Annotated in this window: 14 protein-coding genes; 5 read left to right on the top strand and 9 right to left on the bottom strand. The window is 66.1% G+C overall.

The window, feature by feature from the left end; translation table 11 throughout:
* Positions 1-10: 10 nt before the first annotated feature.
* The 4 genes from CH275_RS27715 to CH275_RS27700 form a co-directional block, all read right to left on the bottom strand.
* Positions 11-1,159, bottom strand: coding sequence for a pyridoxal phosphate-dependent aminotransferase (locus tag CH275_RS27715; protein ID WP_094681342.1), 1,149 nt, complete (start codon positions 1,157-1,159; stop codon positions 11-13).
* Between the two features lie 181 nt (positions 1,160-1,340).
* Positions 1,341-2,591 (bottom strand): phosphoribosylamine--glycine ligase, encoded by a 1,251-nt coding sequence (gene purD, locus CH275_RS27710; RefSeq protein WP_094681341.1) that lies wholly within the window; start codon positions 2,589-2,591, stop codon positions 1,341-1,343.
* Between the two features lie 78 nt (positions 2,592-2,669).
* A complete protein-coding gene (locus tag CH275_RS27705) occupies positions 2,670-4,700 on the bottom strand; it encodes an ArnT family glycosyltransferase (RefSeq protein WP_094681340.1) in 2,031 nt (676 codons plus the stop codon).
* On the bottom strand, positions 4,697-5,953 hold the full coding sequence (locus CH275_RS27700) for a bifunctional glycosyltransferase family 2/GtrA family protein (protein WP_094681339.1): 1,257 nt from the start codon (positions 5,951-5,953) through the stop codon (positions 4,697-4,699). The genes CH275_RS27705 and CH275_RS27700 overlap by 4 nt, the downstream gene beginning before the upstream one ends.
* Positions 5,954-6,065: 112 nt before the next feature.
* Between CH275_RS27700 and CH275_RS27695 the strand changes: the two genes are divergently transcribed.
* Positions 6,066-6,491 carry an HIT family protein gene (locus tag CH275_RS27695; RefSeq protein WP_094681338.1) on the top strand — a complete coding sequence of 142 codons (426 nt, stop codon included), beginning with the start codon at positions 6,066-6,068 and terminating at the stop codon, positions 6,489-6,491.
* A 10-nt stretch (positions 6,492-6,501) separates the two neighbouring features.
* Here CH275_RS27695 and CH275_RS27690 read toward each other — a convergent pair whose 3' ends face one another.
* Positions 6,502-7,026, bottom strand: coding sequence for a winged helix-turn-helix transcriptional regulator (locus tag CH275_RS27690; protein WP_094681337.1), 525 nt, complete (start codon positions 7,024-7,026; stop codon positions 6,502-6,504).
* Positions 7,027-7,100: 74 nt separating this feature from the next.
* Here CH275_RS27690 and CH275_RS27685 point away from each other — a divergent pair, with 74 nt between their 5' ends.
* The gene (locus CH275_RS27685) at positions 7,101-8,483 is read left to right on the top strand and encodes an MFS transporter (RefSeq protein WP_256991250.1); all 1,383 of its coding nucleotides are present in this window, start codon (positions 7,101-7,103) and stop codon (positions 8,481-8,483) included.
* Here CH275_RS27685 and CH275_RS27680 read toward each other — a convergent pair.
* Both CH275_RS27680 and CH275_RS27675 read right to left on the bottom strand, forming a co-directional pair.
* Positions 8,466-9,122, bottom strand: a complete 657-nt coding sequence (locus CH275_RS27680) for a response regulator (protein WP_094681335.1) — start codon at positions 9,120-9,122, stop codon at positions 8,466-8,468. The two genes, CH275_RS27685 and CH275_RS27680, sit on opposite strands and share 18 nt — an antisense overlap.
* Positions 9,119-10,783, bottom strand: coding sequence for a sensor histidine kinase (locus CH275_RS27675; protein ID WP_094681334.1), 1,665 nt, complete (start codon positions 10,781-10,783; stop codon positions 9,119-9,121). The genes CH275_RS27680 and CH275_RS27675 overlap by 4 nt, the downstream gene beginning before the upstream one ends.
* 170 nt (positions 10,784-10,953) lie before the next feature.
* Here CH275_RS27675 and CH275_RS27670 point away from each other — a divergent pair, with 170 nt between their 5' ends.
* The 3 genes from CH275_RS27670 to CH275_RS27660 are packed head-to-tail and all read left to right on the top strand — an operon-like array spanning position 10,954 to position 13,901.
* Positions 10,954-12,339: a CitMHS family transporter gene (locus tag CH275_RS27670; RefSeq protein WP_094681333.1), complete on the top strand. Its 1,386-nt coding sequence runs from the start codon at positions 10,954-10,956 to the stop codon at positions 12,337-12,339.
* A gap of 33 nt (positions 12,340-12,372) precedes the next feature.
* On the top strand, positions 12,373-12,783 hold the full coding sequence (locus CH275_RS27665; protein WP_094681332.1) for a universal stress protein: 411 nt from the start codon (positions 12,373-12,375) through the stop codon (positions 12,781-12,783).
* Entirely contained in the window at positions 12,780-13,901 is a 1,122-nt protein-coding gene (locus tag CH275_RS27660) for an AbrB family transcriptional regulator (RefSeq protein ID WP_094681331.1), read from the top strand. Before CH275_RS27665 ends, CH275_RS27660 begins: the two co-directional genes overlap by 4 nt.
* Here CH275_RS27660 and CH275_RS27655 read toward each other — a convergent pair.
* Both CH275_RS27655 and CH275_RS27650 read right to left on the bottom strand, forming a co-directional pair.
* Entirely contained in the window at positions 13,881-15,296 is a 1,416-nt protein-coding gene (locus tag CH275_RS27655) for a sensor histidine kinase (RefSeq protein WP_256991249.1), read from the bottom strand. The two genes, CH275_RS27660 and CH275_RS27655, sit on opposite strands and share 21 nt — an antisense overlap.
* Complete coding sequence (locus CH275_RS27650; protein WP_045200320.1) at positions 15,293-16,003, bottom strand: response regulator transcription factor; 711 nt, start codon at positions 16,001-16,003, stop codon at positions 15,293-15,295. The genes CH275_RS27655 and CH275_RS27650 overlap by 4 nt, the downstream gene beginning before the upstream one ends.
* Between the last annotated feature and the right edge of the window lie 57 nt (positions 16,004-16,060).

Raw genomic sequence — 16,060 nt, 5'->3', positions numbered from 1 at the left:
GAGGAAACACTCACATGCGACGTAGTCGCTCCAACGCCTCTTCGACGTCGGAAGTGGTGCCTGCGAACGAGAATCGCACAGTGTGGTTCCCGCGTACGGTGTCGAAATCGACGCCCGGTGCCAGTGCGACACCGGTCTCGAACAGCACTCGCGCGCACCAACTCCGCGAGTCGTCCGTCAGGTGCGCAATGTCGGCGTACACGTAGAAGGCACCGTCGGCAGGCGCGAGGTCGGTGATGCCCATGGCCGGCAGACCGTCGAGCAGAATTCGGCGGTTGACGGCGTAGCGCTCGACGTGAGAATCCAACTCGATGCGGGACTCCTCGGTGAACGCGGCGATGGCGGCAACCTGCGAGATCGCCGGTGGGCACACCGTCATGTTCGACGCCAATCGCTCGACGGCTCTGCGCAATCGCCTCGGCAGCAGCATCCACCCCAGCCGCCAACCGGTCATCGAGAAGTACTTCGACACCGAACCGATGGCGACGGATTCCTTCGACGTCTGCCAGGCGCTCGACGTACGCGCATCGCCGTACGAGATGCCGTGGTAGATCTCGTCCGAGATCAGCAGAGTTTCGTGCTCGTCGCACCAGCGCGCGATCGCGGCCAGCTCATCGGGATCGATGATCGTGCCGGTGGGGTTGGCCGGGCTCGCGATGATGAGCCCCGCGGGCGGCTCGGGCAGCTCCTCGAGCATCGCGACGGTCGGCTGGAACCGCGTCTCTTCCACACAGTCCAGTTCGACAACTCGACAGCCCAACGCCGCCAATGTGTTTCGATACGCCGGATAGCCCGGCCTGGCCATGACGACGGTGTCCCCCGCGTCGAACGCAGCGAGAAACAGCAACGTGAACGCGCCCGAGGAGCCGGTGGTGATCACGACGTCGTCGGCGTCGACCGTGATGCCGTACCGCGCGCTGTGGTAGTCGGCGATTGCGCGACGCAGCGGGAGAATCCCCAGCGTCTCGGTGTACCCCAGCAGTTGCGCATCCAGGGCCTCGCGGGTGGCGCGCAAGACCGGCTCGGGTGCGCGCGTGGAGGGCTGACCTGCTGCGAGTGAGAGCACATCGCCGTGAGTGCGCGCCCGCTCGGCCGCCGCGGCGAACACATCCATCACATGGAACGGCTCGACCATCGATCGCTGCGATTCACTGTGCATTGTCTCGACCCTACCGATCCTGGGACGCTCGGTACCTCTGCCCTCGCAAACGCGCGCGCGTTTGTCAGGTGCGCGCAAAATGGCCTGGCGATTCCGCTCGCATCCGACGAATGCGCGCGCGTTTGCCCCGACGACCGGCCTCGACGACTCAGCCGCGACCGACCTTGGACACTCAGTGCACCTACAGCGAGATGCGACCCTCCACCGCAGCCAGGCCGATATCGGTGCGGAAGTGACTGCCCGGCAAGCGGATTCCCGCGATACGGGAGTAAGCGTCGTCGCGGGCGGCGGTGAGGTCGAATCCGGTGCCGACGACGCTCAGCACGCGTCCGCCCGCAGAGACGACGACACCGTCCTTTACTGCGGTACCGGCGTGCAGGACGCCTGCGCCGTCGGAGCCGAGGATCTCGTCACCGGTGCGCGGTCGACCGGGGTAGTTCTCGGCAGCGATGACGACAGTGACGGCCGCGCCGTCCTTCCAGCTCAGCGGCGGCAGCGACGCGAGAGTGCCGGTTGCCGTCGCGTTCAGTACCTCACCGAGGGGCGACTCGAGCAGCGCGAGCACTGCCTGGGTCTCGGGATCGCCGAAGCGGCAGTTGAATTCGACGACGGCCGGGCCGTCGGCACCCATCGCCAGACCGGCGTACAGCAGACCGGAGAACGGCACGCCGCGCTTCACCATCTCGGCGGCAACGGGTTCGACGACATCGCGCACGATCTCCTCGACCGCGCCCTCGGGCAACCATGGCAGCGGGGTGTACGCGCCCATGCCGCCGGTGTTGGGTCCGGTATCTCCATCGCCGACGCGTTTGTGGTCCTGCGCGGGCAGCAGCGGCACCACGGTCTCGCCGTCGACGAGGCAGAACAGGGACACCTCGGGTCCGTCGAGGAACGATTCGAGTAGAACCGGGTGGCCGTTCTCGAGGAGCTCGGCGGCGTGATCACGCGCGATGAGGCGATCGGTGGTGACGACGACACCCTTTCCAGCAGCGAGACCGTCGTCCTTGACGACCCAGTGGGGGCCGAAGCGGTCGAGGGCTGCGTCGAGCAGAGCGGGTGAGTCGACGATTTCGCTGTGCGCGGTCCGCACACCGGCCGCTGCCATCACGTCCTTGGCGAATGCCTTCGATCCTTCGATGCGAGCGGCGTCGGCGGACGGACCGAATGTGGCGATGCCTGCCTCGCGGAGAGCGTCGGCGACCCCGAGAACCAGGGGCACCTCGGGTCCGATGACGACGAGATCGGCGTCGAGTTTCTTCGCCAGCGCGGTCACCGCCTCACCGGAGGCGACGTCGACCGCGTGCTGTTCGGCAAGCTTCGCGGTACCTGCGTTGCCGGGAGCCACGAAGAGCTTCTCGACCGACGGATCGGCCTTCAACGCAAGTAGAAGGGCGTGCTCACGAGCACCGGAACCAATGACTAGTACGCGCACAGTGCATCAGACTATCTGCTCGACGCGAAAGCGCCCCGCACCTGTCATGGTGCGGGGCTCTTTCGTGGTGGTCCGGTGTTACTGGGTGAGGTCGTAGAACGTCACGTTGTCGACCGTGGTCGCGGTGAAGTTCTCCGTCACCCAGGCGGAGATTTCCGCCGAGGTGCCCGACTGCATTCCCGGCATCCCTCCGCCGCCGATGAAGTAGTGAATCTGCCCTTCGGCGACGTACTGCTGGAACTCGGCGAGAGTCGGCGACGGGTCGGTGCCGTTGAACCCACCGACGGGCATGACGGGTTCCTCGGTGGCCAATTGATAGCCGGCCGCCGTGTTGGCTCCGATGGCCGCTGCCACCCAGGTGTAGGAACCTGCGTCCTGCTCGAGCATCTCGGTGATCGCGGCGGTCGGCTTACTGCCTTCGAGAAGACCACCCATGCCACCCATCTCGGCACCACCGGGCATCTGGCCGGGAGACCCTGCCTGACCCGGGAATCCCGCCGGTGGCTGCATCCCCGCCGGCAGCTGGACACCGGCAGGTAGCTGCATCCCACCCGGCATACCGCCCTGGCCTCGGCGGCCCTCGCCCATTCCGCCGAATCCGCGCATGCCGGTGTTGGGTCCGGCCGAGACGATGGACCCCGTGTGCGGAGTGCCGATCGTGTCGACTGCGTAGGCCGTCGGCCCGGCGAGCCCGGCGAACATCACCGCCAGGATCGAGGCTGCCGCCAGCCGTCCACGAGTCAGGGCCGGGATCAGCAGCGCGACGACCGCGAGAACTCCGACGAATGGAATCGCCCACTTCAACCACGGCACGAAACTCTCGCTGCGATGCAGCAACACCCACGCCATCGCCACGGTCGACGCCACCGCGACGGCCATCGCGATGCGTACCCAGTACGTATCGCGTCGCCGCCACAACAGCACGCTGCCGATGCCGACGACAGCAGCGGCCGCGGGCGAGAGCGCAACGGTGTAGTACGAGTGAAAGATTCCGGCCATGAAGCTGAAGGTCACGCCGGTGACAAGCAACCAGGAACCCCAGACGATCAGCGAGGCTCGCTGCCCGTCGGTTCGAGGTGACCTGCCGCGCAACACGAGTCCGACGACGAGCAGAATCAACGCAGCCGGAATCAGCCAGGCGATCTGGCCGCCCTGGGAGGCGTCGAACATGCGGAAGATGCCGGTCTCGCCCCAGATACCACCGGGCATCCCGCCCGCCATGCCCCCGGCCATGTCGCCGCCCATGCCGCCACGGCCGGGGGTCACGCTTCCGGTTTCGTCGCCGCTGAGACGACCGAATCCGTTGTAGCCGAGCGTGAGTTCGAGAATCGAATTGTTCTGCGAACCGCCGACCCACGGCCGCGACGACGCCGGCCAGAATTCCACGATCAGAATCCACCATCCGGCCGCGACGATCATCGCGCCGAGTGCACCGAACAACTGCATCAGCCGGGTGAGAAACTTCGGCGGTCCGGCGATCAGGTAGGTCAACGCCAGCGGTGGTACGACGAGCATCACCTGCAGCTGCTTGGTGAGGAAGCCGAATCCGACGAACATGCCGGTGATCAACAGCCACTTGATATTTCCGGTCTCGACGCCTCGTAGCAGCGCCCACACCGACGCGATCATCAGCAGCACGAGCAGCGCGTCGGGATTGTTGAACCGGAACATCAGGGCGGCAACCGGAGTCACCGCGAGCACCAGTCCCGCCAGCAGACCGGCCGCGCCCCCGAAGCGTCTCTTGACGGTGGCGCGCAGCAGAGCCACCGAGGCGACCCCGAGGAGAGCCTGGGGCACCAGCATCGCCCAGGTGTTGAGTCCGAAGATGCGTACCGACAACGACATGAGCCACAACGACATCGGGGGCTTGTCGACGGTGATCGAGTTGGCGGCATCGGAGGACCCGAAGAAGAATGCCTTCCACGACACCGAACCTGCTTGTACTGCAGCGGAATAGAAGGAGTTCGCCCACCCCGAGGCACCGAGGCCCCAGATGTAGGCGACGCCGGTGCCGACCAGCAGCGCGACGAGACCGATCCACTCCCAGCGCGGGGAAGCGATGGGTGCGGCAGAGGCGTCCGCGGAGGGGCGTTCGATCGTCGTCGTCACAGATTCTTCTCCGCACCGGCGGACTGGAAATCGGCCGACTGGGCGCTACGGAAGACCCACCGCAGTGCGACGAATCGGCACACGGTGGCAACGAGATTGGCGACGATGAGTACGGCCAGCTCGACGTGCCGTGACACATCGGGCACCCAGGCGTGCAGTACCGCGAGCGATCCACTGGTGACGAGCAGGGCGAAGCCGAAGATCGCCAGTCCCTGCAGTTGGTGCTTGCCCGCACCATCCGATCCGCGTACGCCGAAGGTGAAGGCGCGGTTGGCCGCGGTGTTGAGGACGGCGGTGATCAGTAGCCCGAAGAAGTTCGCCGCCTGTGCGCCGATCAGCGAGTGCAGCACGAGATACAGCAGAGCGTAGGCGATGGTGCTGGCGGCGCCGATGATGCCGAATCGCACCATCTGGCTGATCATTCCGTGCGGCACACCGGGCACGAGCGGCTCCCGTCCCAGGCTTCGACGCAGTTCGGCGACCGGCAGTACACCGGTTGCCAGGGCACGGCCCACCCGCCAACATCCCTGCAGGTCTTTGACGGCGGTGTCGACGATGTTGACGCTGCTGTTCGGGTCGTCGACCCAGTCGACGGGCACCTCGTGGATGCGCAGGCCGACTTTCTCTGCGATGACCAGCAATTCGGTGTCGAAGAACCATCCGGTGTCTTCGATGAGCGGCAACAGCTGTCGGGCGACATCGGTGCGCATGGCTTTGAACCCGCATTGCGCATCCGAGAAGCGCGCGCGTAGAGAGGTGCGCAGTATGAGGTTGTAACTGCGCGAGATGAATTCGCGCTTGGCACCGCGGACCACCCGGGACGACCGGTTGAGCCGCGATCCGATGGCGAGGTCCGAGTGGCCCGACATCAGGGGTGCGATCAGCGGCATCAACGCGTTCAGATCGGTGGAGAGATCGACGTCCATGTAGGCCACCACATCGGCGTCGGACGCCATCCAGACGGCCTTGAGCGCGCGTCCTCGGCCCTTCTCGTCCAGGTGATGGACCCGAACTCCCTCGATCTCGTCGGCGAGTCGATGCGCCACAGCGAGAGTGGCGTCGGTGCTGGCGTTGTCGGCGATGGTGATGCGCGACCGGAACGGGATTCGGTCCTCGAGATGCTCGTGGAGACGACGAATGCACTGTTCGAGGTCTGCCTCTTCGTTGTAGACCGGGATGACCACCTCGAGCGTGGCCGTGGCGTTCGAGCCGGGCCGCTGGCCTGCTGCTCGTGCGAGGGAATTCGTTGTCATGTGGACCAGAATCGGGTCCGGAGCTGGACCCACCCTGCGACGGACCTGGCAATCACCTGGGAGCCGCGGCCGTGAGCGGAGCCTCTCGAATCGGGTAGGGCATCCTGTTCCCATGGCTTCCATTTTCAGCAAGATCATCGCCGGCGAAATCCCGGGACGTTTCGTCTGGCAGGACGACGACGTCGTCGCATTTCTGACGATCGCGCCGGTCACGCAGGGACACACGCTGGTGGTTCCGCGTGAGGAGATCGACCAGTGGCAGGACGTCGACGGTGCCGTGTTCGCCAAGATCACTGCCGTTGCGCAGATCGTCGGCCAGGCCGTCCGGACTGCCTTCGACGCACCCCGCGCAGGTCTGCTGATCGCCGGGCTCGAGGTACCGCACCTGCATCTCCATGTGTTTCCGGCTTACGACATGGGCAACTTCGACATCTCCGGTGCCGACCCGAATCCGTCGGCGGAGTCGCAGGACGAGGCGGCGGCCAAGCTCCGAGCGGCGTTGCGTGAACTCGGCCACGAGGCTCACGTCCCGAACTGACGCACCTCGCTCACCGCAGAGGCGTGAGCAAGCGTCGACGGGTGCGCAGCTGCATCGACACCTCGTCGGATCGGGTGTCGGGGTCGTAGCCCGGGCCGATGTCGGTGTCGATGTCGTGCGGCCCGGGTGCAACTCCGCATTCGGGGCACGTGCCCAGTGGTCCGAGGTCGGTTCCGCAGGGCGCATGCAGAAATCGTCGACGCCTCCCTGCAGGTTTTGCGGTCTGTTCCTCACCCCAGTAGCTCAGCGCGAACACGGCCGGCCACAGTCGTTCGAGGGCGGCGGTCGGGACATAATCGTCGCGTCCGCCCTCGGCGGTCCGAGCTCGCCGTTCGAGCAGCCCGGCGTCGACCAGTGCGCCCAGTCGTTGCGCGAGGACCGCCTTGGAGATGTCGAGGTGGACCTGGAAGTCTCCGAAGCGTCGGACGCCGAAGAAGCAGTCGCGCACGATGAGCATCGTCCATCGTTCGCCGACGAGTTCGAGGGCACGGGCCAGGGAGCAGTCCTGGCGGGCGTAGTCGATTCCGAGTGCCATGACGCGATCGTACAGTCTGTTGACCGAACCGAGTTGGGCGTTTACAGTTCGATCACCAGACCAAAAGGACGATGATGACCGATACTGCACCCTCGCCCGTCAGCACCACGAACAGCACCCGCGCGCTCACCATCGCAGCGCTCGGCACCTTGCTGACCCTGATGGCGTTCACCGCACCACTGGCGACCATCAACAGCACCGCGGCAGACCTGATGTCCGACGCAGCAGGACGCACCTGGATTCTCAGCTCGATGAGCATCGGCCTCGCTGCCGCTCTGCTCACCACCGGGACTGTCGCCGACGACTTCGGCCGTCGCCGCACCTTCGCACTCGGGGCAGCGGTACTGGCAGTCGGCACGCTGATCAGTGCCGTGTCTCCGAATACGTTGATCTTCGTATCGGCCCGCATCCTGCAGGGTCTCGGCGGAGCGGCGGTCATCGCGTCGAGTCTGGGCATCATCGCGCACACGCACCCGGCCGGTCCGGTGCGCGCCAAGGCGAGCGGGGTGTGGGGTGCAAGCGTGGGTGCCGGCATTGCCCTCGGCCCGTTGCTGGCTGCCCTACTGGATCGCTGGGCGAGTTGGCGTGAGGCCTACGTGGTTCTCGCGATTGCCACGGTCGCGTTGGCGATCGCCGCGCATGTGCTCGTCGAAGAATCCAGGTCCGACGCCCCGCGTGGCCTCGATCCGATCGGGGCGCTGCTGTTGGCAACGGGCATCGCCGCATTGCTCGCCGCGTTGGTCGAGGGCAGGCAGGGCTGGACGGCCGTGACCCCCATCGTTCTCTTCGTCCTCGCCGTTCTTCTCCTGGCCGCCTTCACCGTTCTCGAATTGCGCAGCGCCACAGCGATGCTGGATCTCGCCCTGTTCCGGCACCCACCGTTTCTCGCCGCCACGGTCGCCGCACTGGCCACCGGCGGCGGCATCATCGCCCTGATGTCGTACATGCCAGGATTCGTCGGAACCGTGCTGGGAATCGATGCGCTCGGTGCCGCGCTGCTGCTGTTCGGATGGTCGGCCACGTCCGTCGTCACCGCCCTGTTGGCCCGCAGGCTCCCTGCATCGGTGAGCGGTCGGACGCAACTCGCCGTCGGTCTGGTCGGCGTCGCGATCGGCATGGTGATGCTCACGGGGTTGTCCGAGAACGCAACCTGGTCGCGGCTGCTCCCCGGGCTGCTCGTGGCAGGCATCGCGAGCGGAGTACTCAACGCCGCACTCGGACGCGAGGCAGTGGCCAGCGTGCCTGCCGGCCGCGGCGGAATGGGCAGCGGAGCCAACAACACCGCACGCTACGTCGGATCCGCAATCGGAGTCACCGTCGTTGCGGTGGTGGCTGTTCCATCGGGCGGGCATTCCGCGGCTGCGCTCACGACGGGCTGGAACACGGCAGCCTTGGTGACTGCTGCGATATCGATTCTCGGGGCCGTGGTGGTGGCGGTGTCACGCACCCGGCACTGACGAGTATTCCTGCTCCGGCCTTCCGGTCGACCCGTAGCGCAGCTGCATGCGCAGCCGCCCCTTGGACACCAGGGTTGCCAGGTATCGCTGCGCCGTCGCTCGCGAAATCCCAATGGCGGCAGCAACTTCCCCAGCAGACATCGGCTCGTCCGTACCGCGCACGGCATCGAGCACAAGATCACGTGTCACCGACTGCGAGGACGGAAGCGGTGCCGCCGCGCGTGGGCGCAGCGCATCGAGACCGCCGTCTATGTCGGCCTGGGTGAGCTCGTCCGTACGGTCCAGAGCAGCCCGGTACCTGAGATACCCGGTGAGCCGGTCGATCAACGCCGAGCGCGGAAACGGTTTGATCAGATACGTCCACGCGCCCGCTGCCATCGCCGAGCGGACCGTCTGCTGATCCGCCGCGGCCGAGAGCACCACTGCGTCGCACGGGAGTTCGCGGACCAGGTCGATACCGGACCCGTCCGGCAGATAGACGTCCACCAGAGCGAGGTCGTACGACTGTGCCGTCAGCAGCTCACGCGCCTGAGCGATACTGGTCGCCACCGCTGCCACCTCGTAGTTGTCGAGTGAGTTCACCAGTGCCGCATGCAGATCCGCGACTCGGAAATCGTCGTCGACCACCAGTACCTTCATTGCGAGGCCCCGTCTTCTCGTAGTGCGTCCGGCATCGACGCGATGAACACCGCGCCTCCTCGTCCGTTCTCCTCGGTGAGCTGCCCACCGACATCGGCCAATGTCACGTCGCCGCCGCGAGTACGCGCGATCTGCCGACTCAGTGCCAGACCCACTCCTCGACCGGCAGGCGATTCGGCCGTCGACTTGGTGGACACCCCCTCGACGAACACCTGATCGGGTGCCAGGGCCACGCCGTCACCGGAATCGACGACCACGATGTGCAGCGTCGAACCATCCTGTACCAGTTCCACTTCCACCTCGGCCGGCCGGCGGACACCCAGCCTGGCGGCGTCGATCGCGTTGTCGACGAGGTTGCCCAACACTGTCGTCACGTCGACGGGAACGACCAGTTCGCTGCCCACCCAGGTGTTCTCCCCCAACACCAACCGCACCCCGCTCTCACGCGCGTGCGCCGCCTTCGCAGTGAGGAACGACCGCAGGTAGGCGTCGGACACGGCATCGATGCCCTCGACGGTTTCCGATCTCGGTCCGACACCGAGAATCTCGTCGATGTACGTCGACGCTCGATCTGGGTGCCCCTCGTGCAGCAGGCCACTGACCAGGTGCATCCGGTTCGCGAACTCGTGCCGCTGCGCGCGCAGCACCGCAGACATCGACTGCACCGCGTCGAGCTGACGCGTCAGCGTCTCCACATCGGTTCGGTCACGCACGGTCAGCACCGTACCCAGATCTCGATTGTCGCGCAGCACTTTTCGGGCGGCGGCAATCACCACGACCTCGTTCACGGCCGCCAGTACGGGTTCGGCCGTCGGAGATTCGATGACCTCGAGCAACCTCGGGGTCAGGCCGATGTCCTCGACACGCATCCCGGGCTTGCCGTCGATCGAGAGCAACATACGCGCCTCGTCGTTGACGACCGTGACGACGCCGTCCGGGTCGATGGCCACCACGCCCTCGCCGATCCCGTGCAGCACTGCCTCCTGCTCACGGACGAGTTCGGCGAGTTCCTCCGGTTCGAGCCCCAGAGTCAGACGTTTCCATCTGCGCGCCAACAGGATCGAGCCGAGCACACCCAACAGCAGCACGGCTCCGGTCACCAGTCCGCCGTTGATCAAGTCCTTCACCAGCTCGGTACGTACGGCCGTCGTGGAGATACCCACACTCACTTCGCCGATCACCACGTCACTGGAACCGAGCGCCAGCACAGGAACTTTGGCGCGAACAGAGTCACCCAGCGTGCCACGCTCCTGCTCGACCACCTCGTTGCCCGCCAACGCACCCGACGGATCGGTGCTCACCCGTTGCCCCAGGACGGTCGGATCGGGGTGCGCCAAACGCAGGCCCCGATCGTCGGTGATCACGACGAACAGGGCATCGGTGCGCTCCCGAGCACTTTCGCCCGCCCGTTGGAGCGCGCCGCCTGCCAACACCCCGGCCGGCGCAGCATCGGTACCTGCGGTGTCCGCGGCCGAGAACTGCTCGACCAGCGAGCGCACCTGCGGATCCGAGGCCACCGTTCGCGCAACGGCGAGCGCCCGCTCGCCGTACTCCTCGCTCGCCTGTTCGCCACTGCTGATCGCGAACACCCCGAACGCCACTGCCAGGGCCACCGCCACCAGCGCTGCCTGCAGCAACAGCACCTGGGTCCTCAATCGCACTCACCCAGGCTATGCGCCTGGCGGGCTCGAGCACAATGCGCAAAAGGCTCTTTACGTTGCTTGCGCGGGTAGTGCGCACAACAGCGAACATGTGATGCCGGTTACGTAACTTCAGTCACAACACGTAGTCCAACCGGACCCACCTCACACATTTCGAGAAGGAGTGCACGATGTTGGTGATACTCGGCTTCCTCATGGTAGCCGCCTTCATGTTCTTGATCTTGACCAAGAGAGCCACGCCCGTCGTCGCGCTCACCCTCGTACCCGTCATCTTCGGCCTGCTGGCCGGTGCCGGACTCGGCATCGGTGACATGATCACCGACGGCATCAAATCCCTGGCCCCCACCGCGGCGCTGCTGTTCTTCGCCATCATCTTCTTCGGAATCATGATCGACGTCGGACTGTTCGACCCGCTGGTGCGTGGCATCCTGCGCGTCGTCCGCAATGACCCGATGAAACTCGTTGTCGGAACGGCAATTCTGGCCATGGTCGTCTCGCTCGACGGTGACGGCTCGACGACGTTCATCATCGTCACGTCCGCACTCCTGCCGCTGTACCTCAAACTCGGGGTGAGCCCGGTGATTCTGACGGTCGTCGCAGGTCTCGCCAACGGCACCATGAACATCATCCCGTGGGGCGGCCCGACGGTTCGCGCGGCATCGGCTCTCGGCATCTCCCCGTCCGACGTCTTCGTGCCGATGGTTCCGTCGATGATCGTCGGCCTGATCATCGTGCTGCTCTTCGCCGTTCACCTGGGCATCATGGAGCGTCGCCGTATCGGCAAGCTGATCTACGAGCCCGAACTGGTGGCATCCGGCGGTGGTGGCAGCGTCCGCAAGGGCGGCAAGGGCGGAAGCGGCTCCGGCACCGGCGGATCGGACGGCTCCGGCGAATCGGGCCAGTTCTTCGACGGCCTCGACCCCAATCGCGACACGTTGCGCCCGAAGTTGCTGTGGTTCAACGCTGCTCTGACGGTCATCCTGCTGGTCATCCTCGTCATGGACATCCTGCCCATCCCGGTGCTGTTCATGATCGCTGCCTCGATCGCCCTGACGGTCAACTTCCCCAAGGTCAAGGAGCAGGGCGACGCGATCGCACGGCACTCGTCCTCCATCGTCTCCGTCGTCGCCATGGTGCTCGCCGCGGCAATCCTCACCGGCGTCTTCCAGGGCACCGGCATGGTCGAGGCCATGGCCGAGTGGTTGCTCAACGTCATCCCGTCCGGAATGGGCCCGTACCTGGCCGTCATCACCGGCATCCTGAGTATCCCGCTGACGTTCTTCATGACCAACGACGCCTTCTACTTCGGCATCCTGCCGGTGTTGACCGAGACCGCGAGCAAGTACGGCATCGACCCGGTCGAGATGGCGCGTGCCTCGATCACCGGTCAGCCCGTCCACCTGCAGAGCCCGCTGGTTCCGGCCATCCTGCTGCTGGTCACCCTCGCCGGAGTGTCGCTGGCCGATCACCACAAGAAGGTGCTGTGGCGCGCGGTGGTCGTCTCGCTGGCCATGCTGGCCGTCGGCATCGTCCTCGGCCAGATCCCGTTCGGCTGATCCCCCACCCCACCTCTCGTAGGAGAAACCGTCATGACTGTTGGCGTACTGCACAACAATTCACCCGAGGGCCGCGCAGCATTGGCCGCCGCCGTTCGAGAAGCTCGCATCCGCGAGACGGACCTGGTCGTACTGCACGCACTCTCCGGATCGGCCGAGCCGTCCGCCGAGGCCGCCGAGACGCAGGCCGTGTCCACCGCCGTGGAGACCGCGTTGACCGACATCGACCACGCAGACGCGGTCTCCTGGACCGTGGCAGTGGGTAGGCCCGATCCCGACGCCGTCAACACTCTGCTGACACTGGTGGAAGAGCAGAAGTCCGAGATCCTGGTGGTCGGCTCGCGCCACCGCTCGGCGGTCGGAAAGTTCTTGATGGGACAGACGATTCAGCGTCTGCTCCTCGAGATTCCGGTCCCGGTTCTGCTGGTCAAGTCCGGAGCGTGAGAGCTCGACACCGCGTGACCCGGATACTCGGGCACAGCCTCCGATGGATCGGCCTCGCGGCCGTATCCGTCGGGGGCTGGGCCCTTTTCGAAGCCCTCGGCCTGACAGCACCGTCGTTGTTCGCGGCCCTCGTCGTCGCGGTGGTGTTCGCACTGACCGGCCTGGGCCCGGGCGCGGTACCGCGGCCGGCGTCGATGGCGGCGCAGGGCACACTCGCCGTGACCATCGGGTTGATGCTCGACACCGACACCCTCGGTGCGTTGGGCGAGAACTGGATTCCCGCAGTTCTCGTCGGCGCAGGGACGCTGGTCGTCAGCGCCGGCTGCGGTGCGCTGCTCGCCCTGCATCGCGACGTCGACCCGGTCACCGGGGCGCTGTCCCTGATTGCCGGTGGCGCAACGGGTCTGGTATCCATCGCCCGAGAACTCGGCGGGGACGAGCGCATCGTCGCAGTGGTCCAGTATCTACGCGTCGCACTCGTGGTGGTCACGATGCCGCTCATCGTCACGTTCGCGTTCCACACCGACACCGGCGGTGGAGCCGACGCGCAGGAGCAGTCGACCACACCCTGGTACATCGGCACGGCCTTTCTTATCGCTGCCGTCGTCGCCGGAATCGTTCTCGCCCGGCTGATCCGACTGCCCGCTCCCGCCACACTCGGACCACTGATCGTCGCCGGTGCCTGCGAACTGCTCGGCTGGCCGGTCGACATCTCGGTCCCGACCGTGCTGTTGCCGGTGGCGTTCATCGTCATCGGATGGCAAGCGGGGCTCGCCTTCACCGTCTCCAGTCTGCGGGCCATCGGTCGTATCTTCCCGTGGGCCGCACTGCTGGTCGTATCGATCGGGGTGATCTGCGCACTGTTCGGCTGGGCACTGTCTGCGATCACCGGAGTCAGCATGCTCACCGGCTACCTCGCGACCACACCCGGCGGATTGGCCGCTGTACTGGCCGTGTCCGCGACGACCGGGTCGGACGTCACCTTCGTGGCGTGCGTTCAGGTGATCCGTCTGGTGTCGATGCTCGTGGCCGCGCCACTCGCCGCAGCCGCATACACGAAGTTGGCCGAACGCAAGAAGGCCAGGACGGCACACGAATCAACCGTCGGCGCGGGGTAATTCGACTCGAAAGGTCGCGCCCTGCCCCGGGGCGCTCTGCACACGCACCGTGCCGTCGTGCGCGGCAACCAGGGCCGCCACGATCGACAGACCGAGCCCGCTGCCCCCGCTCTCGCGCGTCCGCGAAGAGTCGGCTCGATAGAAGCGCTCGAAGACGTGCGCCGCCTCTTCTTCGCCCAGACCGGGCCCGGTGTCCTGGACTTCGAGCAGCACCGACGACTCGGTCGTTCCGACGCAGACGGTGATCGATGCGGATTCGGGTGTGTGCCGTACCGCGTTGCCGACGAGGTTCGCGAGCACCTGACGCAGCCGCGCGTCGTCGCCGCTGACTTCGGGTATTCCCGGCCCCGCCAACACTTTCAGCGAGATGTCTCGTGTGGGCGAGACCGCCTTGGCGTCGTGCACGGCATCGGCGGCGACGGTCAGCAGATCGACGCGTCGCATGTCCAGAGGTCGTTGCGCGTCGAGGCGCGCGAGCATCAACAGGTCTTCGACGAGCAGTCCCATGCGCGCCGACTCGCCCTCGATTCGGTTCATCAACAACGAGATATCGCTCATCGCACCCTGTCGGTACAGCTCGGCGAACCCGCGGATCGTCGTCAACGGTGTTCGTAATTCGTGGCTCGCGTCGGCGACGAAGCGGCGCATCCGATCCTCGGATGCGCGAGCGGCCTCCTCGGAGGCCGCAGTTGCCGCGAACGCGCGCTGAATCTGCGAGAGCATCCCGTTCAGGGCCGCCGACAACCGGCCGACCTCGGTCTTCTCACTCCACTCGGGGACTCGACGGTGTAGGTCTCCGGCAGCGATGGCCGCAGCCGTCGTCTCCACCTCACGCAACGGTCGCAGACTGCGCCGCACCACGAAGTAGGCGATCACGGCCAGGGCCAGCAACACGGCCGCGCCGATGTAGAACTGGAGTACCACGAGTCTGCCGACGGTCTGCTGATTGGCGCTGAGCGACATGCCGACGGTGGTGGAACCCTCGCTGTTCGTCACCGTGATCACCCGCCACTCCTTCGACGGGTCGCCCTCGGAGCCGACGGTCTTCGGGGTCGCCGACGGCGTGCCCGACAGGTCCGGAACATCCTCTGCCACATCGTTGATCGGACCGCGCACGGTACCGTCGTCGGCGACGAAACGAACGTAGAAATTGGACGGCGGGCGACCTGGATTGGGCTCGTCGACCGGGAAGGGCGGGCGTTCGTTACCCGGCTTGGCCCAGCCCACGGACGCCTCGATCAGTTGTTGATCGAGGCGACGCATCAACGACGTCTCGAGGGACGAGGTCACGGCCACTCCCGACGCCAGCAGACCGAGACCGACCAGGAGCAGCAGCGCGGCGACCAAAGTGAAACGCAGCGGCAGACTCCGAATCCGACCTCGAATGCCCGTCACCGCGGCTGGCGCATGACGTAGCCGACGCCCCGCAATGTGTGGATCAATCGGGTGTCGCCCGTATCGACCTTGCGGCGCAGATACGACACGTACGACTCCACCACTCCCACTTCACCACCGAAGTCGTAGTGCCACACATGGTCGAGAATCCGCGGCTTGCTCAGCACCGTTCCCGCGTTCACCATGAAGTACCGCAGCAACGTGAATTCGGTGGGCGAGAGCGAGACCGGCTCGCCCGCCTTCCACACCTCGTGGGTGTCGTCGTCGAGTTCGATGTCCGCGAAGGCAACTCGGGACGGCTGCGCGTCCTCGCTCTTGCCCGAACGGCGCAGGATCACCCGGAGTCGGGCCACCACCTCCTCGAGCGAGAACGGCTTGGTGACGTAGTCGTCCGCACCGAGGGTCAGCCCGGTCACCTTGTCCTCCACGGAATCTCGTGCGGTCAGGAACAGGGCGGGCGCATCGATTCCGTCCGCTCGCAGCCGACGCAGCAGACCGAAACCGTCCATGCCGGGCATCATCACGTCGAGAATGAGAGCCTCGGGCCTGAAGTTGCGGGCCTTGTCCAATGCCTCGGGACCGGACGACGCCGTCGCCACCTCGAATCCCTGGTACCTGAGGCTGACCGACAGCAGTTCGACGATGGTCGGTTCGTCGTCGACTATCAGGACTCGGGCCTCGGGTGTCTCGCTCACGGTGTCCATCATCGCGCGAGATGCTGCTCGTTCGCTGGACTCTCGCTGTGAGGTTGCTGTGAGCCACCG

The organism is Rhodococcus sp. 06-235-1A (assembly GCF_002258785.1).
In the GTDB taxonomy this organism is placed as follows: domain Bacteria; phylum Actinomycetota; class Actinomycetes; order Mycobacteriales; family Mycobacteriaceae; genus Rhodococcoides.
This window is presented reverse-complemented; position numbering and strand designations above follow the sequence as displayed.